Origin of the sequence: Caloramator mitchellensis (assembly GCF_001440545.1) — a bacterium.
GTDB classification, from domain to species: domain Bacteria; phylum Bacillota; class Clostridia; order Clostridiales; family Caloramatoraceae; genus Caloramator; species Caloramator mitchellensis.
This window is the reverse complement of the sequence record NZ_LKHP01000007.1, coordinates 1-18,773: the sequence shown is the minus strand read 5'-3', so window position 1 is coordinate 18,773 and position 18,773 is coordinate 1. Positions and strand designations below refer to the sequence as shown.

Genomic DNA, 18,773 nt, shown 5'->3' with positions numbered 1-18,773 from the left:
AATATCAGGTATTTTACAAAATGTAAAATACCTGTTTAATATTTGATATATAAAGGTTAAGAGCACTGGCAAATATTACTTGCAAAAAATGATAAAAAAAATGAAAATAACTATTGACGAAATGGTGATACCATTATATAATAATACTTGTCGATGGCGATGCGCCGGAGTGGCGGAACAGGCAGACGCACAGGACTTAAAATCCTGCGGTCTCTAAAAGACCGTACCGGTTCGACCCCGGTCTCCGGCACCACATCGCGGGGTGGAGCAGTTGGTAGCTCGTCGGGCTCATAACCCGAAGGTCGGAGGTTCAAGTCCTCCCCCCGCAACCAACATGGCGGCGTAGCTCAGTTGGCCAGAGCAATCGGTTCATACCCGATGTGTCAGCGGTTCGAATCCGTTCGCCGCCACCAAAATATAAAGTTGAAAAAAACGCCTTGAAACTTTAAGTTTCAAGGCGTTTTGATTTTTGTATTATGAATACCACGGGCTATGCCCGTGGTTCTGAAAAGCTTATAGCTATGAGTAGAAAAAATTTTCCTCCTTTGATAGAATAAATGATAACGGTCTGCCAACCGAGATCAAATCAAAGGAGGAAAACAGTATGGATAATGAAAGTTTATCACATACCAAATGGAATTGCAAATATCATATTGTATTTGCACCAAAATATAGACGACAAATAATATATGGGAAAATAAAGGAAGATATAGGGAAGATATTAGGAAAACTATGTGAATATAAGGGTGTAGAAATAATAGAAGTAAATGCCTGTAAGGATCATATCCATATGCTTGATATGCTTGTGAGTATACCACCAAAATTAAGCGTGTCACAGTTTATGGGATATTTGAAAGGAAAAAGTTCATTGATGATATTTGATAGACATGCAAATTTGAAATACAAGTATGGAAACAGACAGTTTTGGTGTAAAGGATATTATGTAGATACAGTAGGCAGAAATAAAAAAGTAATAGAAGAATATATAAAAAATCAATTACAAGAAGATTTAACATATGACCAAATAAGTTTGAAAGAATACATAGACCCGTTTACGGGTGAGCCTGTGGAAAAAGGCAAAAAATAAACCCCTTTAGGGGTAGCCTGAAAAAAATATGCGGTTGGCAGATATTTCAGGGTGTTTTTAGACACAGCCAGTAATATGCCCTTATAGGGCTAATGCAAACCACCCGTTTTACGGGTGGTTATGATTAATTGGCAGGTGTTATATAAATAAATGTAAGATGGTCGTAATATTCATCGTAGTTAAACCAATCAGTTCCTCCCCAACTATCATTTATTTTTATTTCTCTATCTCCTAATGAGGTGTCATAATAGTACCCCCTGCCTAAAACAAAATGCCATGAATAATAATGACCACTAATATAAGGTAGATTATTAAAACGTATTCCCACAGGTTTAGATTTATCTATTTCACTTGTATATGTGCTATAACTAGGTGGAGTACTATGAGATCCTTGAAAATGATATCCTCCTTCTACATTTGCATGGTGAAGCACTCCAGATAACCAATTCGGAGCAGTTGTCCCTAATGATCCTGTATTCATGTCAATTTTTAGATGGTCTATAAAGCGGCCAACACTACCATAATAAGATACTCCACGAATATTAGGATATCCTTTTGTTTTCCAGTATTGAAGAAGCATTGCACCTGCTGTTGGACCACAAGCATTTTCAGGGTATGATGATGCATCTTGATTATAGTTTATACTATCAAAAGCAGTTATGTCATTGTATTTTTCAGAATAACCTTGAGGAGATACTTCAATTGATGAATTTAACGAATCATCATTTAAAGTAGCTTCCCATACTTTGTTTGCTTCTACTGCATTTGTTGGCTGTATATCAATATTTTTTAATAAATCAATTGTTTGTTTATCTACAAATTCCTTACTTTTTGTATTGTAAAATGTTTTATCTACTTCTTTTCCATTTTCAATAATTGGTAATTCTACAATATACATTAATGGATTTATGTAATAATATTTAGGATTACCAAGTTTTCTGTTGTTATCTATTAGTTGTTGAGCCTTTTGTTTAATTTCTTCTAACTGCTCATCTGGTGGAGTTGATAATGAAGCTGCTAATACAGGCATCTTATCTTTTGTTGCAGAAACAATAATGTAGCCAACGGCTTTTCCTTGATTAATTAATTTTACCATATAAGCATTTTTATTTCCTTTTAAATCTGATAAGAGTATAGGTGTGTCTAATTTTTCATAGTTCCAACCATTATCATGTTTTGAGATTTTTTTAATGAATTTTTCAGCAGCTTTGATAGCTTCTTTTTCTGATACATATTTTGTTTTTGTTGATGCAAATGTTACAACTGTGTTTGTCATTAAAAAAACAAATGTGATAAGTAAAATAAATATTTTTTTCATATTCTCCCTCCTTAATAACAAAATTTATCTTATTACCATTATTTTACTATTTTGGTATTTTGTCAATATGTTTTTTCATCTGAACGCTTATTATTGAAATATAGCTTGCTATAAAAATGACAATAAATAAACCTCCTATCCAAAATTCCCATATTCTATATGGTAGTGGTATTATATATTGGGTATAAGTTCTTCGTAAAGTGTAATATAATGAAAAAAATTTGCCTATTCCCCTATTAAAAAGTATCATCGTAATAATGATTGATGATATTAAAATCATAAATTTATAACTTGTTTTATAATTATATGTCAGCTTAAAGAAATTTCTTGCAAAGTCTATTGCAAACATAAACGTAGCTATTGTTGAAGTTATAACAAACACGGGCACTAATGGGACTATGCCATTACCTGATATTTGATGTGGTTTTGGACTAAATGCAACAACAAAATAATTAGAAAGTAAAATAATAAATAATAAAAGTATTCTTTTTATCATCATCCCAACTCCAATCTATGTATTTAGTTCTATTATATAATATTTTTTGCATTTTTTGTATTTAATTTTATTAAAAAAACATGCCCAGCATAGCAAGGCTGTAACCGGCAAGTACTTTTGGAGAAATTTCGGAAGTTTTTTATCCCGAAATTTTTCCATTTAATCATTAAAAAATGACTTCCTGTTTTCCAATCTGTAACTCTTACCTGTCATATTAAAAATCTCACATCTATAGGTTAGCCTGTCTAATATAGTTGCTGTTAGGGCAACATCCTGCAAAAGTTCGGTCCATTCTTCAAACCCTTTGTTAGACGTGATAATTATTGATGTTTGTTCATGTAGATTTGAGACTAATTGAAAAAATATATTTGCTTCTTCATGTGAAATTGGAAGATACCCAATTTAATCAATAATGACAAGGTCTGAAGAATATATTCGATTAATTATAAGAGTCAAAACGGGACCACCTTTACAAAAAAGCTGCATTTTAATGCGACCTTTTACTTCAGTTAGGGTTTGAATTTGTCTGGTAGTTTATTTGACCATGGAAGCGATTTGTTTAGCTTTTCCTTTTGTAATATCAACGTTAGGCATAGTTTCAAATAAATATTTCAAACACTATTGAGAAAGCTTTATCCCATTTTCCTTGCACTACTTTGGAGTTAAAAGTCCGCTTTCTTGAAAATTCTAAGTCAATGCATCCTAGTTTGGACTATTTTGTCTATTTGAGGATGAGTATGGAATGCCATGGGTTGTAGACAGAAACAAATATAATAAGAATTGAAGGAATTTTGGTAAATGTGTAGAAAATTTAAGTATAAGAAATATTATTCAAAGGGTATATTAATTCAATATCGAATGTTTTAATAGAACTTTATATTTTAGCCGGAGGGACATTATGGAACAATGTCAAAAAAATTCATGATGTCGTAAAACTGCGGCTAAGAATTTTCAGTAGCAATGCTAAGATGAGAAAATTTTATTCTAAAATCTTCAGTCGAATAATATTTTAAATCTTAAAAAAATAGCTTTAATTGTCTATAAATTTTCTGGGAAAAATTGTAATAATGACAAATTATTCAACATATATTTGATATAATAACCTCACATTAATGATGTGGGGTGGTTTTATGTTGGAGAGAGGGATAGATGTAAAAGTTTCAAGAAAGGAAAAATTTACGTTAAGGCATTTGGCTTTGTTTGCAGCGCTATTTTTAGTTTCAAGGGTAGTATTGTTAAACGAGATAATGCCATTTGGAATCTCGCTGCTTATTGCAGCTGCATTATTGCTTGAAAGAGAATATACTCTTCTGGCGGGGATATTTGTCATACTTGGCTATCTGACTCAGGTGGATTTGTTGATTGCAAGAGAGCATATTTTACTATCGGCAATAGTGATTCTGTATAGTTTAATAAAGAGAGGCAAGAGTAAATTTATTAATCTTGCAGTTATTGCTTCGATTTTGAACATAGCATTATCGGTATACACGCATAAATTTATATTAAAAAATCTGGCATTATATGATTTTGTTATAGTTTTATTCGAAACATTCATACTTGTATCCTCAGCTTACATATTCAATCATGGAATTTCAGCATTCTTATCAAACAAGAAAATAGATTTAATTAGGGAAGAGATAGTTAGCATAATACTGATTTTTGCTATTTCTTTCGCAGGTATTTGGGATATTGGCTACAAATATTTTTCTCTAAAATCTTCTCTAGCATTTTTAATAGTTATTGCTATTGCATACCTTAGGGGTTCTCAATCAGCTGCAGCAGCAGGAATATTGTTTGGATTTGTTTCAAATTTTACAGATAATTTTACACCTTATATTTTAGGCATTTATGGATTTAGTGGCTTGATTGCAGGGGCCTTCAGGGACATGGGAAGAATTCTTACAGCATCATCTATGTTTATTTCAGCAGGAATACTTATACTCTACTCAAACAAACTGGATGTTTTATCCTCGATGATGATTAATATGTTTATTCCTTCACTTGTATTTGTGGTTATACCTTCCTCTATATATGAAAAAATCAACCTATACTTTGATGTTGATAAGAAAAAAGACGCACAGCAAAATTTATACATGGAAAGAATAAAGGATTATATAAATATTAAGCTTGATGCAATTTCAAAATCATTAAACAGTCTTTCGGGAATGCTAAATGAAAAATATGAGCACGGACTTTCTAAAAATAATGAAATAAAGGGAGTAATTGAGAAGGTTGCAAATAGAGTTTGTGCAAATTGTGGTTCGAGGGCGTTTTGCTGGAGCAGGGAGACGTATATAACCTATGAGACTTTCTTTGATCTGCTAAGAACTTCCGAGAAAAATGGTAGGCTGGAATTTAAAAATGTTCCAGATAATTTTAAATTGAAGTGTTCGAAGCTTCATGAACTAATAAAGCAAATCAATTTTGAAATGGAGATTATGAGAATAAACAGCAGATGGAGCAAAAAACTTGTTAACTCAAAGAAGATTTTAGCTGAACAAATAAGGGGAATCTCAGTTGTTGTTTCTGATTTAATAAAGGATGTGACTAAATCTGTTGAGTTTAAGAGTGAAATTGAGGCAGAGATAGCAGTCGAACTTGAATCAAGGGGAATTAAATTTAATGATGTATTAGTAACTAAAAATTCAGCAAACAAATATGAGGTTACTATTTATGGAACGCCGTGCACAGGGAGAGTATCTTGTAATTCTGAAGTTTCAAGGATTGTTTCAGATGTTTTAAACAGAAGGATGATAAGAGAAAATTCCATGTGCAGAATAGATGAAGGAAACAAAATTTGTCAGTATAAATTAATAGAAGCTGAAAACTATGGGGTAGCTGCTGCAGTTGCAAGGGCTTCAAAGGAAGATTTGAGCGGCGATAGCTATTATTTTGGTAATGTTGCACCAGGAAGATATATTTTGTCCATATCCGATGGAATGGGAAGCGGTTTTGAAGCAGCAATGGAGAGCAATACCACCATTACTCTGCTTGAAAAATTTATGGAGGCTGGTTTTGATAGAAATACTACTATGAAGGCAATAAACTCAATACTTCTTCTTAAGAACGACTCCGAGAGCTTTGCAACAGTTGATTTAGGAATAATAGACCTATACGAAGGAGTTGGGGAATTTATAAAAATAGGTGCAGCTTCAACTTTTATTAAATCAGGACGCGATGTTTCAATTATTAACAACAAGAGTCTGCCTATTGGGGTAATGGATGAAATAGAAGTTGAAAGCGAGATAGTGGAATTTAAAAATGGCGATATAATTGTTATGGTTTCTGACGGTGTAACCGATGCAGATAGCGAATTGAAGGACAAATGGGTGTCAAAATTACTAAGAGAATACAGCAGCGGCAATCCAAAGGATATTGCAGACTACATATTAGAAAAAACAAAGGAAAAGTATGGGGATGAATTAAAGGACGACATAACAGTAATAGCAGCAAAAATATGGATGGTGACATTCACTTGATTTCTTGAGTTCTTGAATTGTTTGACAATTTAAGCTTGAAATGAGAGCCTTAGGGTTCTCTTTTTTGTTGTTAAAAATTGAATAGTTTGGTATATTAGAAGAAAAAAGAAATCAGGTGATGATATGATTGACAAGGTTTTAGGATTTATTAAGAAAAACAAAATGATAGAGTGTGGAGATAAAATAGTAGTTGGATTCTCGGGAGGGCCGGATTCAACTGCGCTTTTGCATGTATTGGACAGATTAAAAGAAGAGTTGAATATTGAAATATTTGCAGTTCACATAAACCATATGATAAGAGGCGAAGAAGCATCGAGGGATGAAGAGTTTTCAAGGAAGTTTTGCAAAAGATTTAACATACCATTTTATTCCTTTAGAATAGATGTTCTGAAAATGGCAAAGGAAATGGGACTGTCGTCTGAAGAGGCAGGCAGAGTTGCAAGGTATGATAGCTTTGACATGGTCTTAAGGAAAGTTGGAGCAAACAAAATTGCACTTGCGCACAACAAAAATGACCAAGCTGAAACTGTAATTATGAAATTTTTAAGGGGGGCAGGGCTCAAGGGCATTTCTGGAATTAGCCCTGTTAGGGATAATATAATAAGACCTATTCTTATTTGCACGAGAGAAGAGATTGAAAAATATTGTATTGAAAATGCTCTAAACCCTGTTATAGACAGCACAAATGAAGAGGCAATATATTTAAGAAATAAAGTAAGGCTGCAGCTCATGCCTTATATTAAAGAAAACATTAATGAAAATATAATCGATAGTTTGTTTAGAATGGCAGATATATTCAGAGATGAAGAAGGGTATATGGAAACTCAATCAATAAATGAGTTCAAAAGGCTAAACAGGGATGGATGGATTGAAATTGATAGTTTCTTAAATTTACATATTGCTTTAAAAAGAAGAATAATAAGGCATATGATTAAAGAGGTAAAGGGAGATTTAAATGCTATAGAAAACATCCATATTGAAGAGTGCTTAAATTTAATTCAGAGAAATGAGACTGGTAAATCAGTAATACTTCCAAAGGGATTAGTTGGAGAAATAAGTTATGGAAGGTTTAGAATAAAGATAAGTGAAAATAAAGATGAGGTGGAGTATAAATTAGAAATACCTGGAGAAATTTATTCAAGTGAATTTAAAATTAAGGTAGTTGCAGAAATTATTGAAATTAATGAAAATTTAATAGAAACACAGTTTATTAAATTTTTTGATTATGATAAAATTAAAGGTGACATTTTACTTAGAAATAGAAGGGAAGGGGATTTTATATATCCAAAGGGGATGAATGGAAGAAAAAAACTGAAGGATTTATTCATTGATAAAAAAATTCAAAAGGATGAAAGGGACAGGATACCTCTTATTGCAATTAATAATGAAATTTTGTGGGCATATAATATTAGAGATACTAAAAATTATAAAATAGATAATAATACTAAAAGAGTATTAAAAATTAAAATCGAAAGGGGTTAAGTAATGGATAGCGCAATTGAAAGGGTATTGCTAAGCGAAGAAGAAATAGGTAAAAGAGTAAAGGAGCTCGCAGAAGAAATTAGAAACGATTTCCCAAATGGAGATTTAATATTGATTGGAGTTTTAAAAGGTTCTGTTATTTTCGTAGCAGATTTGATGAGGGCTATGAACATTAATGTAACAATGGATTTTATGGCTGTTTCAAGTTATGGAACATCCTCTGAAACTTCAGGAGTTGTTAGAATATTAAAAGACCTTGATTTTGATATTGAAGGAAAGGATGTTATAATAGCAGAGGATATAATAGATACTGGAACTACTCTAAAATATTTGTATGAATATCTAAAGGCAAGGAATCCAAGGAGTTTAAAAATTTGCTGTCTTTTAGATAAGCCTGCAAGAAGAAAAGTTGATATTGAAGGGGATTATGTTGGTTTTAGAATTCCAGACGCTTTCGTTGTAGGCTATGGACTTGACTTTGCAGAAAAGTATAGAAATTTACCTTATATAGGTGTTTTAAAAGAAGATGTTTACAAAAAGTAAACAATCGTGTATATTAAAATATTATGGAATAAAAGGATTCGCTGAAAGGGGGGCCTAAAATGAACAAGAATTTTCTTAAGAGCGCAAGCGCTTGGCTGCTTATAATAATGGCATTTTTCTTTGCAATGACTTTAATCGATGGTGGAACAACTAAAAAAGTTGATATAACCTATACTAACCTTATAAACGAAATCGACAGGGGAAATGTAAAGAGCATATATATCGATACTGATACCGGTAGTGCAACTGGTGAATTTAAGGATGGAACTAATTTTTCATCCACTGTAAATATAAATACAAGCGAGTTTGAAAAATATATCAACGACTATAACAAAACTCACGCTGAAAAGATACAGTTGAAGTTTGTGCCGCCTTCAAAATTCCCATTCTGGGTATCGGCACTGCCTAATATAATAATGATAATTATGCTTGTTGCAATCTGGTTTATATTCCTGCAGCAGGCACAAGGCGGCGGTGGCGGAAAAGGAGTTATGAACTTCGGAAAGAGCAGAGCAAAACTCGTTAACAACGAAAAGAAGAGGGTGACATTTGAAGATGTTGCTGGTGCTGACGAAGAAAAGCAAGAACTTCAAGAAGTTGTTGACTTTTTAAAGAATCCAAGAAAGTATATTGAAATGGGGGCAAGAATTCCAAAGGGTATTCTTTTAGTTGGACCTCCAGGAACAGGTAAAACTCTTCTTGCTAAGGCTGTTGCAGGTGAAGCAGGGGTTCCTTTCTTTAGCATAAGCGGTTCTGACTTCGTTGAAATGTTTGTTGGTGTCGGTGCATCAAGAGTTAGAGACCTATTTGACAACGCTAAGAAGAATTCACCATGTATTGTATTTATAGATGAAATAGATGCTGTTGGTAGACAAAGAGGAGCAGGTCTTGGTGGTGGACATGATGAAAGGGAGCAGACATTGAATCAGCTTCTTGTTGAGATGGACGGCTTTGGAACAAATGAGGGTATTATTGTCCTCGCTGCGACAAACAGACCTGATATACTCGACCCTGCCCTTTTAAGACCGGGTAGATTTGACAGACAAATAGTTGTCAATACACCGGACGTTAAGGGAAGAGAAGAAATATTAAAGGTTCATGCAAGAAATAAACCACTTGACGAAGGCGTTGACCTTTCAATAATTGCAAAGAGAACACCAGGATTCACTGGTGCAGATTTAGAAAATCTTATGAACGAAGCTGCATTGCTAACAGTTAGAAACGGCAAAAAGCTAATTGGAATGGATGAGCTTGAAGAAGCTATAACAAGAGTAATTGCAGGGCCAGAGAAAAAGAGCAGAATAATGAACGAAAGAGAAAGAAAGCTTACTGCTTACCACGAAGCAGGTCATGCAGTTGTAATGAAGCTTTTACCTAATACTGACCCAGTGCACCAGATAAGCATAATTCCAAGAGGAAGAGCAGGTGGATATACTCTTGCGCTGCCACAGGAGGATAAGCATTACGCTTCAAAGACTGAGCTTGAAGAAGAAATTGTAAGTCTTTTAGGCGGTAGAGTTGCTGAAAAGTTAATTCTTAACGATATATCAACAGGTGCAAAGAACGATATTGAAAGAGCAACTAATATCGCAAGAAAAATGGTTATGGAATACGGAATGAGTGAAATACTTGGACCAATTGAGTTTGGAACTGGACACGATGAAGTATTCCTTGGTAGAGATTTTGCAAAGACAAGAAACTACAGCGAAGAAGTTGCAGCTATAATAGATAAAGAAATTAAGAGAATAATAGAATCTGGATATAATAGAGCTGAAGAACTTCTAAAGCAAAATATATCAAAACTTCACAAGGTTGCAGAAGCTCTACTTGAAAAAGAAAAGCTTGAAGCACAAGAATTTGAAACTATATTCTCAGAAGCATAAGCCTCGGTTTTACCGAGGTTTTCTTTTATATTTTAGTTGAATTAGTCTATTAAAAGTAGTATATTATTGGTAGAAAACTAAAAGGGGTGTTAATGATGATAGTATCTCATATCGACGAGGTTAAGGGGATTGAAATCAACAACGAGTATGTTAAGGATGCCGTTAAAAAGGTTTTAATCACACCGAACGAAGGTTGGCAAGGTCATGTTATGAGAGTTTTTGAAATAGGAAAGGGTGGCTATACACCAAGACATACACACCCTTGGCCGCATATAAATTATATATTAGAAGGAAATGGAACACTGCATATCGAAGGAAAGGACTATGAAATAAAAAAGGGTTCCTTTGCATATGTTCCAGCTGAAGCACTTCATCAATTTATGAATACTGGAGACGATAAATTAGTTTTTATCTGCATAGTTCCTGAAGAAGGGGATAAATAAAATGGCAGGCTTTGGCCTGCCTTGTTTTAAGAGGAGGTAAATATGATTTTAGTTTTTGACGTAGGAAATACTAATATAGTAGTCGGAGCTTATGATGGAAAGAAATTATTAGATGTTTGGAGAATGTCTACAAATCCTCCAAGAACATCTGATGAATATGGAATTATAGTTATAAATTTATTTGAAAAGTCAGGTTTTGATTATAAAAAGGTTGATGCAGTTGTTGTTTCATCTGTTGTTCCAAATATAATGTACTCTTTAGAGCATATGATTAGAAAATATTTTGAGGTTGAGCCCCTCGTGGTAGGACCCGGGGTTAAGACAGGTATAAATATAAAATATGATAATCCAAAGGAAGTTGGTGCTGATAGGATAGTTAACGCTGTTGCAGCACTTGAAATATATAAAAGACCTCTTGTTATAGTCGACTTTGGAACTGCAACGACATTTTGTGCAGTCGGAGAAAAGGGAGAATATTATGGCGGTGCTATTGCTCCAGGGATTAAAATCTCAAGCGATGCGCTTTTTGAAAAGGCTGCAAAGCTCCCGAGGATTGAACTTGTTAAACCAAGTAGTGTAATATGCAAAAACACTGTAAATAGCATGCAGGCAGGAATTATATACGGTTATGTAGGATTGGTTGACTATATAGTTGGCAAAATGAAGGATGAGATGATAAAATTAGGTGAAAGCGAACCTTATGTGGTTGCTACAGGTGGACTTGCAAAGCTAATTGCTCCGGAAAGTTCTACAATAAAAGAAGTCAATCCTATATTGACTTTGGAAGGTCTAAGGATAATTTACGAAAAAAACAGGTGATTTTATGAAAATAGGAAACTATACAACAAATAATGATGTCTTTTTAGCACCAATGGCAGGGGTAACGGATAAGGCGTTTAGAATAATATGCAAAGAATATGGGTGTGGAATGGTCTATACCGAAATGGTAAGCTCTAAGGGACTATTCTATGGAAGTAAAAAAACAAATTTCTTGCTTGATATAGATGAAAAGGAAGCTCCAGTGATAGTTCAGCTTTTTGGAAGCGAACCAGAAATTATGGGGCAAATGGCTGAAGTGGTTAGCCAAAACTCAAATGTAGTATCCATAGATATAAACATGGGATGTCCTGCGCCTAAAATTGTTAAAAACGGTGAAGGCAGTGCTCTTATGAAAAATCCAACACTCGCGTATAATATTGTTAAAAATGTTGTTAATATGTCTTCAAAACCCGTGTCGGTCAAATTTAGAAAGGGCTGGGACGAGGCTAATATAAATGCAGTTGAATTTGCAAAGATGATGGAGGACGCCGGAGCCAGCTTTATAGCAGTTCATGGCAGAACGCGTGAACAGATGTATGAAGGCAGAGCTGATTGGGATATCATAAGAAAAGTTAAGGAATCAGTCGCCATTCCTGTTATAGGCAATGGTGATGTGGTCGATGAAAAAAGCGCAGAGCAGCTTTTTAAGACAACGGGTGTAGATGCAATTTTGATTGGTAGAGGAGCATTGGGCAATCCATGGATTTTTAAAAGGATAAATCACTATATTGAAACAGGTGAAGTGTTGCCTGAAATATCCATTGAAGAAAAGTTTGAAGTTATTTTGAAACATCTTAGAATGGCTGATGAATTTAAAGGTAGACAGGGAATAATTGAAATGAGAAAGCATATAGCGTGGTATTTAAAGGGACTTAAAAATTCCACTCATGTAAAGGACATGATAAACAAAATGGATAACAGAATAGAAATAGAGGAATTGTTAAAAAAATATATGGAAACACTAATTTAGGATGCTTATGCATCCTTTTTTATTGAAAAAAATCCATAACAGGTATAAAATGTAATTGAGCACAAATAGTGCACAGGGGGGATAGGATGGATTATGTAAGAGTTGGGGATAAGGTAATAAGTATAAATAAAATCAACGACGCAATTGATAAGATACTTGAATTAAGGTGTAAGGGATACTCGCAGCAGGAAGTTGCTAAAATATTAAACATAGACAGAACATTTATTTCGAGACTTGAGAGCATCGGTGAAGTTAGAAAGGGAGGCGATATAGCTGTTGTTGGATTCCCGATTGCAAACAAAAGGGAACTTGAAGAAAAACTAAGAGAAGCTGGAGTTGACTATGTGTTTATTTTAACCGAAGAAGAAAGACAAAATTTTGTTAAGGAACAAAACGCAACTCAACTTGTCAACGAACTTTTAGAGATTGTATCGAGGGTTAGAAAATATCAACATTGCATTATACTTGCTTCAAACTTTAGGTCTAAACTTTTAGCCGACCTTTTGGATGCCCACGTTTATACGATTGACATAGGAAAATCGCCATTAAAAAATGATGTTGAGGTAGATGTCGATAGTGTTTTAAAAATAATTGAGACTATCAAGGGCTGAGGTGATAAAATGAAAAGAATCGTGTCTGTTAGTCTTGGTTCTTCAAGCAGAAACCACAGGGCCGAAGCTGAACTTTTGGGTGAAAAATTTGTTGTCGAAAGAATAGGGACCGATGGAGATTTAGAAAAGGTTATTGAATTAATAAAGGAGATGGATGGAAAAGTTGATGCTTTTGGAATGGGCGGCATTGACCTGTATGTTTATGCTGACGATAAAAGATATGAGATAAAGGATGCAGTTAAGATAAAGGAAGCTGCAAAAACAACACCTATAGTTGATGGCTCGGGGCTTAAAAATACGCTTGAGAGAAAGGTTATTAAACACATAAACGATAGTGTTATAAACTTAAAGGGTAAAAAGGTTTTAATGGTTAGTGCAGCAGACAGGTTTGGCATGGCACAAACTCTAAACGAAGTTGGTGCTGAACTTATTATTGGAGATTTAATGTTTACATTAGACATACCAATACCACTAAAATCGTTTAAAACATTCTACGCTGCTGCAAAGATTTTGATGCCTATTGTAGTAAGAATGCCTTTTGAAATGCTTTATCCAACAGGTAAAAAGCAGGATGAAAGAACTCCAAAGCATGAAAAATATTTTAATGAGGCTGAAATAATAGCCGGGGATTATTTATTTATTAAAAAATATATGCCTGAAAGATTAGATGGCAAGATTATTATTACAAATACTGTAACTAGCAGAGATATTGATGAGCTAAAAAGTATGGGTGTCAGAATGCTCATTACTACGACTCCAGAATTTGAAGGAAGGTCATTTGGAACCAATGTAATGGAGGCGCTGTTAGTTTCTATTATAAATAAGAAGGTTGAGGACATAATTCCTCAAGATTATGAGAATATGCTCGATAAATTAGAATTTAAACCAAGAATACTATACTTGGATGAAAAAGAATTAGTCGCAAATGAGTAACATATAATTTATTGAAGCAATATTAGGGTGTTACTTTTGAAAAATGTGTTGGTCATTGAAAGAGTTGGTGAAAAGGATTTAGCTAAAAGCAATAATATTTTACACAAATTATTGCTTCCATTCAAAGAAAATAATTTTAAGTTAAAAAATGTTGAGGCAGCTTTAGTCAAAATACCTGAGGGATTAGAAAGAATTAAACTAAGTTTAATAGTTAATTTTAACAAAAGAAACAATATTGTTCTGTCGAGGGATTATGATATTAATTTCGATATTAAATTTTATTCTACTTATTTAATTAGGGCGCTTGATATATTTACAGTTAAATTAAAGTGCGACTTAAGGCTTAATGAAATACTAATAGCAGACGCAGATAATTTAATTGGAAAGCTCTGCTTTTATAATCTGTTGCCATTTGCAAGAAGAATAGTTCTGCTTACAAATAATAAAAATAATTTAGAAAAGGAAGCTGAGTTTGCTTATTATAAATATGGGACATCAGTAGCAGTTGTAGAGGATATAGTGTATACCGAAAAAATTTGTGATGCTATGATTATCACAGACGAAAAGTATATAGGTTTATTGAAATCCAAAAAGCCTGCACTTTCGCTTTGCAGAATAAATGAACACTATGATTACTGTTTTGAAGACGTTGATATTACTTTAAATTATGAGGAATTTTTTAAGCCGATATTTGCACTAGGATACCTGAATGTATATGATTATGAAAAGAACTGGCAAATGGCCGAGAAAGAAGGTTTTAGGATAGTAAGATTTATTTCAAATGGGAATACTGTTTTGACACTGTGATGTAGAAAAATTGTATATGCTGGTATAATATATTAAATTTTGTTTATAATAAATATATCAAAATAGTTGACAGTGCTATATGTGTGTTTTATAATACGATATAATGGAAATAAAACAAGCACTATAAAGGTCCCTTTATAGTGCTTGTTTGTATAATTTATGCATATAATATCAATAAATCCTTAAATCTTTTTTAAAACAAGAGGGGAGAGTAATTATGGGAGAAAACAACAAACAGGTGATTTTGACATACGAAGGAGTAAAAAAGATAGAAGAAGAATTAGAATATCTTAAGACGGTAAAAAGAAAAGAAGTTTCTCAAAAAATTAAGACTGCAATTTCATTTGGAGATTTAAGTGAAAACTCAGAATACGACGAAGCTAAAAATGAGCAGGCGTTTGTAGAAGGAAGAATTGCAACTCTTGAAAATATGCTAAAGAATGCAAGAATAATAGATGAAGAGGACATAAATACAGAAGTTGTTTCAATCGGTTCTACTGTAAAGGTTAAGGATTTGCAATACGGAGATGAAATGGAATTTATGATAGTAGGTTCAGCAGAAGCAGACCCAAAGAAGATGAAGATTTCAAATGAAGCTCCGATTGGAAGAGGACTTCTTGGTAAAAAAGTTGGTGAGAAGGTTGAGATTCAAGTCCCAGATGGAGTTGAATCTTTTGAAATATTAGAAATAAGAAGACATTAATGGAGGGTGAATTATGGCGAACACTAATGAAGAACTCAATCAACAGGAATTACAACAGCTTGAAGAGGAATACAACGAGCTTATGAAGCAAAGACTACTTAAGCTTGAAGAGTTAAGGGAAAAGGGACAGGACCCATTCCTGATAACTAAATACGACAGAACACATACTTCAAAACAGGTAAAGGAAGACTACGACGTATTAGAGGGCAAGGATGTAAAGGTTGCAGGAAGGCTTATGACAAAGAGAATTCATGGAAAAGCAGGATTCTCGGACATCAACGACAGATATGGCAAACTGCAACTATACGTTAAAATAGATGATGTTGGTGAAGAAAAATTAAAGGCATTTAAGTCACTTGATATTGGTGACATAATAGGTGTTGAAGGAACAGTATTTAAGACAAAGACTGGTGAAATTTCTATACATGTAAAAGATTTCACACTGCTTACAAAAGCACTAAGACCACTTCCAGAAAAGTGGCATGGATTAAAAGACCCAGATTTAAGATATAGACAAAGATATGTGGACCTAATCGTTAATCAGGATGTTAGAGAAACATTCTTCAAGAGAACTAAGATTATCAGCGCCATCAGAAGGTTCCTTGATGAAAGGGATTATATAGAAGTTGAAACTCCGGTATTATCACCAATTGCCAGCGGTGCGGCAGCAAGACCATTTATAACACATAGCAATGCATTGGACATAGATTTGTATTTAAGAATTGCAACTGAACTTTACTTAAAGAGGCTTATCGTTGGTGGTTTTGAAAGAGTATATGAAATGGGTAAGAACTTCAGAAATGAAGGTATAGATATAAGACACAACCCAGAATTCAACATGATTGAATTATATCAGGCATATGCAGATTATCACGATATGATGGAGCTTACTGAAAATCTAATAGCATATGTTTGCATGGAAGTTTTAGGAACTACAAAGGTTAACTATCAGGGAACTGAAATAGACTTTAAACCACCGTGGAATAGATTGACAATGAAGGAAGCAGTTAAGAAGTATGCTAATGTAGATTTTGATTCTATCAAATCTGACGAAGAAGCAAGAGAACTTGCTAGGAAGTTAAATGTTTTGGATGAATTGAAAAAGGACTTAAAGGATTGTTCAAAGGGAGATATACTTGTAGCTATATTTGAAACACATGCAGAAAAGCATTTGATTCAACCTACATTCGTATTGGACTACCCTGTTGAAGTTTCTCCATTGACTAAGAAGAAGCCTGACGACCCAATGTTTACCGAAAGATTTGAGGCTTATGTTTTTGGTAGAGAAGTTGCCAATGCATATTCAGAATTAAACGACCCAATTGACCAGAAGGAAAGATTCCTACAGCAATTAAGAGAAAGAGAACTTGGGGATGATGAGGCATATATGATGGACGATGACTTTATTAATGCGCTTGAAATTGGCATGCCTCCAACAGGTGGTCTTGGAATAGGTGTAGATAGAATTATTATGTTCTTGACTGATTCATATTCAATAAGGGACGTAATATTATTCCCAACTATGAAACCTACAAAATAGATTAATTCAATGAATATATAATGTAACTTAGTTGGCCTCATGATATGATAAACCAATAAATCATATCATGGGGCCTTCTATTATTGCTGTGAAGTATATTAATACGCCCAATAAAATTTGCGTTGTAAAAAATTATATTTGTTTGCAGGAAAATAGAAAAAATTGTAGAATTATTTAATTAAGCAATGTGTCTTAACTTACCGAGCAAAGGGTGAGATTATGAAAAAAATTAAGATAAATGTATCAGATTGTTGTATAGGCGATAAGTTAGCCTATGATGTAATATTGGAGTCGGGAATAACTCTTTTGACGGAAGGAACGGTTTTAAACGAGTTTATTATTAATAAATTAGAAAATCTAGGTATTGAGCGAATATATATATATTCAGATTTTGAAGAAAGCGTTAGTCAGAAAGAATTGCACTTCGCGGAACTTTCAAATGATTATTCGGAAAAGGTAGAGACGATAAAGGATATAATTAATGATTTGGCTATAGGAAAAAAATTAGATTATCCTTCAATCGTTGAAATTACACATGATTTGGTCAAAAATATTGATGAGAAGGATAATATTGTAAAGCTTTTATCTACATTAAAAGCCTTTAATCAATATACATACAATCACTGTCTTAATGTTTCACTTTATAGTTTATTGCTTGGAAAGTGGCTGGGGTTGAAGGAAGGTATGCTGAATGAATTATTACAGGCTGCAGTTATGCACGATATAGGGAAGGCGAAAATACCTGATGAGATATTGAATAAGAGAGGAAGTTTAAATAGAGGCGAATTTGAAATAATGAAAAAACACTCTCAATATGGCTATGAAATAGCAAAGGAAGACAGAAGAATTTCACTGGAGGTTTTAAAGGGAATACTGTTGCATCATGAAAAGGAAGACGGCTCAGGCTATCCTTTAAAAGTTAAAGGTGATAAGATTTCTTTGTTTGCAAAAATAATAGCAATATGTGATATATACGACGCATTGACTCAAGAAAGAGTATATAAAGGTAGGACAACACCTTTTGAAGCTTTCAAGATTATTGAAATAGAAGGTTACACTAAATTAGATACTAAAATAATGCTAACCTTTCTACAAAACATTGCAAGTTATTGTATAGGAATGAATGTTGTTTTAAGCGATGGGCGAGTTGGTGAAATTGCCTTTATTTCGCCAAGAAATATATACACTCCTATAGTAAAGGTAGACAGTGAAGTGATTGACCTTATGACTAATAAGAATATTAACATAGTTAGTTTAAAGAATTAAAAATCCTTTTAAAAAATACTTGATTTTATTAAAAAAGCTGATATAATATTTTATGTAATCGTTCCACGGTAGCTCAATGGTGGAGCATCCGGCTGTTAACCGGAGGGTTGGAGGTTCGAGTCCTCTCCGTGGAGCCATTTTATTTTTTGCTTAGGTGCCAGGCACTTAAGATTAAGTTTTGGGGGTGACCCCTTAAGAAAAAACAAAAAAAGATGTTGACAGAGTAAAAAACTTATGTTAATATAATACTTGTCTTTGAGGTCAACGAAAAAATAAATAAAAAAGTAGTTGACAGATGAAGATAAACCTGATAAAATAATAAACGTTGTTTGACCTTTGAAAACTGAACAGTGGAAAAGCGACCAAGTTACTTTTTAAGTAACAGCCAGATAA

General features: G+C 33.5%; 17 protein-coding genes and 4 tRNA genes. 18 read left to right on the top strand and 3 right to left on the bottom strand.

Going from position 1 to position 18,773, the window contains the following annotated elements; translation table 11 throughout:
• The first annotated feature begins 163 nt into the window (after positions 1 to 163).
• The 4 genes from ABG79_RS07040 (at position 164) to tnpA (ending at position 1,087) form a co-directional block, all read left to right on the top strand.
• A tRNA-Leu gene (locus tag ABG79_RS07040) sits at positions 164 to 253 on the top strand.
• 3 nt (positions 254 to 256) lie between these two features.
• A tRNA-Met gene (locus ABG79_RS07035) sits at positions 257 to 332 on the top strand.
• Positions 333 to 336: 4 nt separating this feature from the next.
• Positions 337 to 413: transfer RNA gene (locus ABG79_RS07030), tRNA-Met, on the top strand.
• A 191-nt stretch (positions 414 to 604) separates the two neighbouring features.
• Entirely contained in the window at positions 605 to 1,087 is a 483-nt protein-coding gene (gene tnpA, locus ABG79_RS07025; protein WP_057978565.1) for an IS200/IS605 family transposase, read from the top strand.
• A gap of 124 nt (positions 1,088 to 1,211) precedes the next feature.
• Here tnpA and ABG79_RS07020 read toward each other — a convergent pair whose 3' ends face one another.
• From ABG79_RS07020 to ABG79_RS12680, 3 genes are all read right to left on the bottom strand, one after another.
• On the bottom strand, positions 1,212 to 2,405 hold the full coding sequence (locus ABG79_RS07020) for a C39 family peptidase (RefSeq protein WP_057978564.1): 1,194 nt from the start codon (positions 2,403 to 2,405) through the stop codon (positions 1,212 to 1,214).
• A gap of 46 nt (positions 2,406 to 2,451) precedes the next feature.
• Positions 2,452 to 2,901 carry a hypothetical protein gene (locus tag ABG79_RS07015; RefSeq protein ID WP_057978562.1) on the bottom strand — a complete coding sequence of 150 codons (450 nt, stop codon included), beginning with the start codon at positions 2,899 to 2,901 and terminating at the stop codon, positions 2,452 to 2,454.
• Between the two features lie 159 nt (positions 2,902 to 3,060).
• Positions 3,061 to 3,303, bottom strand: a complete 243-nt coding sequence (locus ABG79_RS12680) for an ATP-binding protein (protein ID WP_341408726.1) — start codon at positions 3,301 to 3,303, stop codon at positions 3,061 to 3,063.
• A 728-nt stretch (positions 3,304 to 4,031) separates the two neighbouring features.
• Here ABG79_RS12680 and spoIIE point away from each other — a divergent pair.
• The 14 genes from spoIIE (at position 4,032) to ABG79_RS06945 (ending at position 18,517) form a co-directional block, all read left to right on the top strand.
• Positions 4,032 to 6,380: a stage II sporulation protein E gene (gene spoIIE / locus ABG79_RS07010; protein WP_057978560.1), complete on the top strand. Its 2,349-nt coding sequence runs from the start codon at positions 4,032 to 4,034 to the stop codon at positions 6,378 to 6,380.
• 123 nt (positions 6,381 to 6,503) lie between these two features.
• A complete protein-coding gene (gene tilS, locus ABG79_RS07005) occupies positions 6,504 to 7,862 on the top strand; it encodes a tRNA lysidine(34) synthetase TilS (protein WP_057978558.1) in 1,359 nt (452 codons plus the stop codon).
• Positions 7,863 to 7,865: 3 nt separating this feature from the next.
• Positions 7,866 to 8,405 carry a hypoxanthine phosphoribosyltransferase gene (hpt, locus tag ABG79_RS07000; RefSeq protein ID WP_057978556.1) on the top strand — a complete coding sequence of 180 codons (540 nt, stop codon included), beginning with the start codon at positions 7,866 to 7,868 and terminating at the stop codon, positions 8,403 to 8,405.
• A gap of 59 nt (positions 8,406 to 8,464) precedes the next feature.
• Positions 8,465 to 10,288, top strand: coding sequence for an ATP-dependent zinc metalloprotease FtsH (gene ftsH, locus ABG79_RS06995; protein WP_057978554.1), 1,824 nt, complete (start codon positions 8,465 to 8,467; stop codon positions 10,286 to 10,288).
• Positions 10,289 to 10,383: 95 nt separating this feature from the next.
• Positions 10,384 to 10,731 (top strand): cupin domain-containing protein, encoded by a 348-nt coding sequence (locus tag ABG79_RS06990; protein ID WP_057978553.1) that lies wholly within the window; start codon positions 10,384 to 10,386, stop codon positions 10,729 to 10,731.
• Between the two features lie 42 nt (positions 10,732 to 10,773).
• The gene (locus tag ABG79_RS06985; RefSeq protein ID WP_057978550.1) at positions 10,774 to 11,550 is read left to right on the top strand and encodes a type III pantothenate kinase; all 777 of its coding nucleotides are present in this window, start codon (positions 10,774 to 10,776) and stop codon (positions 11,548 to 11,550) included.
• Positions 11,551 to 11,554: 4 nt separating this feature from the next.
• The gene (gene dusB, locus ABG79_RS06980; protein WP_057978549.1) at positions 11,555 to 12,520 is read left to right on the top strand and encodes a tRNA dihydrouridine synthase DusB; all 966 of its coding nucleotides are present in this window, start codon (positions 11,555 to 11,557) and stop codon (positions 12,518 to 12,520) included.
• Positions 12,521 to 12,606: 86 nt separating this feature from the next.
• Complete coding sequence (locus tag ABG79_RS06975) at positions 12,607 to 13,131, top strand: helix-turn-helix domain-containing protein (protein ID WP_057978547.1); 525 nt, start codon at positions 12,607 to 12,609, stop codon at positions 13,129 to 13,131.
• A gap of 9 nt (positions 13,132 to 13,140) precedes the next feature.
• Positions 13,141 to 14,064: a hypothetical protein gene (locus tag ABG79_RS06970; RefSeq protein ID WP_057978545.1), complete on the top strand. Its 924-nt coding sequence runs from the start codon at positions 13,141 to 13,143 to the stop codon at positions 14,062 to 14,064.
• A 36-nt stretch (positions 14,065 to 14,100) separates the two neighbouring features.
• Complete coding sequence (locus ABG79_RS06965; protein ID WP_057978543.1) at positions 14,101 to 14,871, top strand: hypothetical protein; 771 nt, start codon at positions 14,101 to 14,103, stop codon at positions 14,869 to 14,871.
• A gap of 217 nt (positions 14,872 to 15,088) precedes the next feature.
• Positions 15,089 to 15,574, top strand: a complete 486-nt coding sequence (gene greA, locus ABG79_RS06960; RefSeq protein WP_057978540.1) for a transcription elongation factor GreA — start codon at positions 15,089 to 15,091, stop codon at positions 15,572 to 15,574.
• Between the two features lie 13 nt (positions 15,575 to 15,587).
• The gene (gene lysS, locus ABG79_RS06955; RefSeq protein ID WP_057978538.1) at positions 15,588 to 17,114 is read left to right on the top strand and encodes a lysine--tRNA ligase; all 1,527 of its coding nucleotides are present in this window, start codon (positions 15,588 to 15,590) and stop codon (positions 17,112 to 17,114) included.
• Positions 17,115 to 17,333: 219 nt separating this feature from the next.
• On the top strand, positions 17,334 to 18,380 hold the full coding sequence (locus ABG79_RS06950) for an HD-GYP domain-containing protein (protein WP_057978536.1): 1,047 nt from the start codon (positions 17,334 to 17,336) through the stop codon (positions 18,378 to 18,380).
• 62 nt (positions 18,381 to 18,442) lie between these two features.
• Positions 18,443 to 18,517 (top strand) — tRNA-Asn (locus ABG79_RS06945).
• Positions 18,518 to 18,773: the final 256 nt, after the last annotated feature.

Bases quoted from the DNA above. Each gene is read 5' to 3' on its own strand.
- tnpA (WP_057978565.1), top strand. From the start codon at position 605: ATGGATAATGAAAGTTTATCACATACCAAATGGAATTGCAAATATCAT.
- ABG79_RS07020 (WP_057978564.1), bottom strand. From the start codon at position 2,405: ATGAAAAAAATATTTATTTTACTTATCACATTTGTTTTTTTAATGACA.
- ABG79_RS07015 (WP_057978562.1), bottom strand. From the start codon at position 2,901: ATGATAAAAAGAATACTTTTATTATTTATTATTTTACTTTCTAATTAT.
- spoIIE (WP_057978560.1), top strand. From the start codon at position 4,032: ATGTTGGAGAGAGGGATAGATGTAAAAGTTTCAAGAAAGGAAAAATTT.
- tilS (WP_057978558.1), top strand. From the start codon at position 6,504: ATGATTGACAAGGTTTTAGGATTTATTAAGAAAAACAAAATGATAGAG.
- hpt (WP_057978556.1), top strand. From the start codon at position 7,866: ATGGATAGCGCAATTGAAAGGGTATTGCTAAGCGAAGAAGAAATAGGT.
- ftsH (WP_057978554.1), top strand. From the start codon at position 8,465: ATGAACAAGAATTTTCTTAAGAGCGCAAGCGCTTGGCTGCTTATAATA.
- ABG79_RS06990 (WP_057978553.1), top strand. From the start codon at position 10,384: ATGATAGTATCTCATATCGACGAGGTTAAGGGGATTGAAATCAACAAC.
- ABG79_RS06985 (WP_057978550.1), top strand. From the start codon at position 10,774: ATGATTTTAGTTTTTGACGTAGGAAATACTAATATAGTAGTCGGAGCT.
- dusB (WP_057978549.1), top strand. From the start codon at position 11,555: ATGAAAATAGGAAACTATACAACAAATAATGATGTCTTTTTAGCACCA.
- ABG79_RS06975 (WP_057978547.1), top strand. From the start codon at position 12,607: ATGGATTATGTAAGAGTTGGGGATAAGGTAATAAGTATAAATAAAATC.
- ABG79_RS06970 (WP_057978545.1), top strand. From the start codon at position 13,141: ATGAAAAGAATCGTGTCTGTTAGTCTTGGTTCTTCAAGCAGAAACCAC.
- greA (WP_057978540.1), top strand. From the start codon at position 15,089: ATGGGAGAAAACAACAAACAGGTGATTTTGACATACGAAGGAGTAAAA.
- lysS (WP_057978538.1), top strand. From the start codon at position 15,588: ATGGCGAACACTAATGAAGAACTCAATCAACAGGAATTACAACAGCTT.
- ABG79_RS06950 (WP_057978536.1), top strand. From the start codon at position 17,334: ATGAAAAAAATTAAGATAAATGTATCAGATTGTTGTATAGGCGATAAG.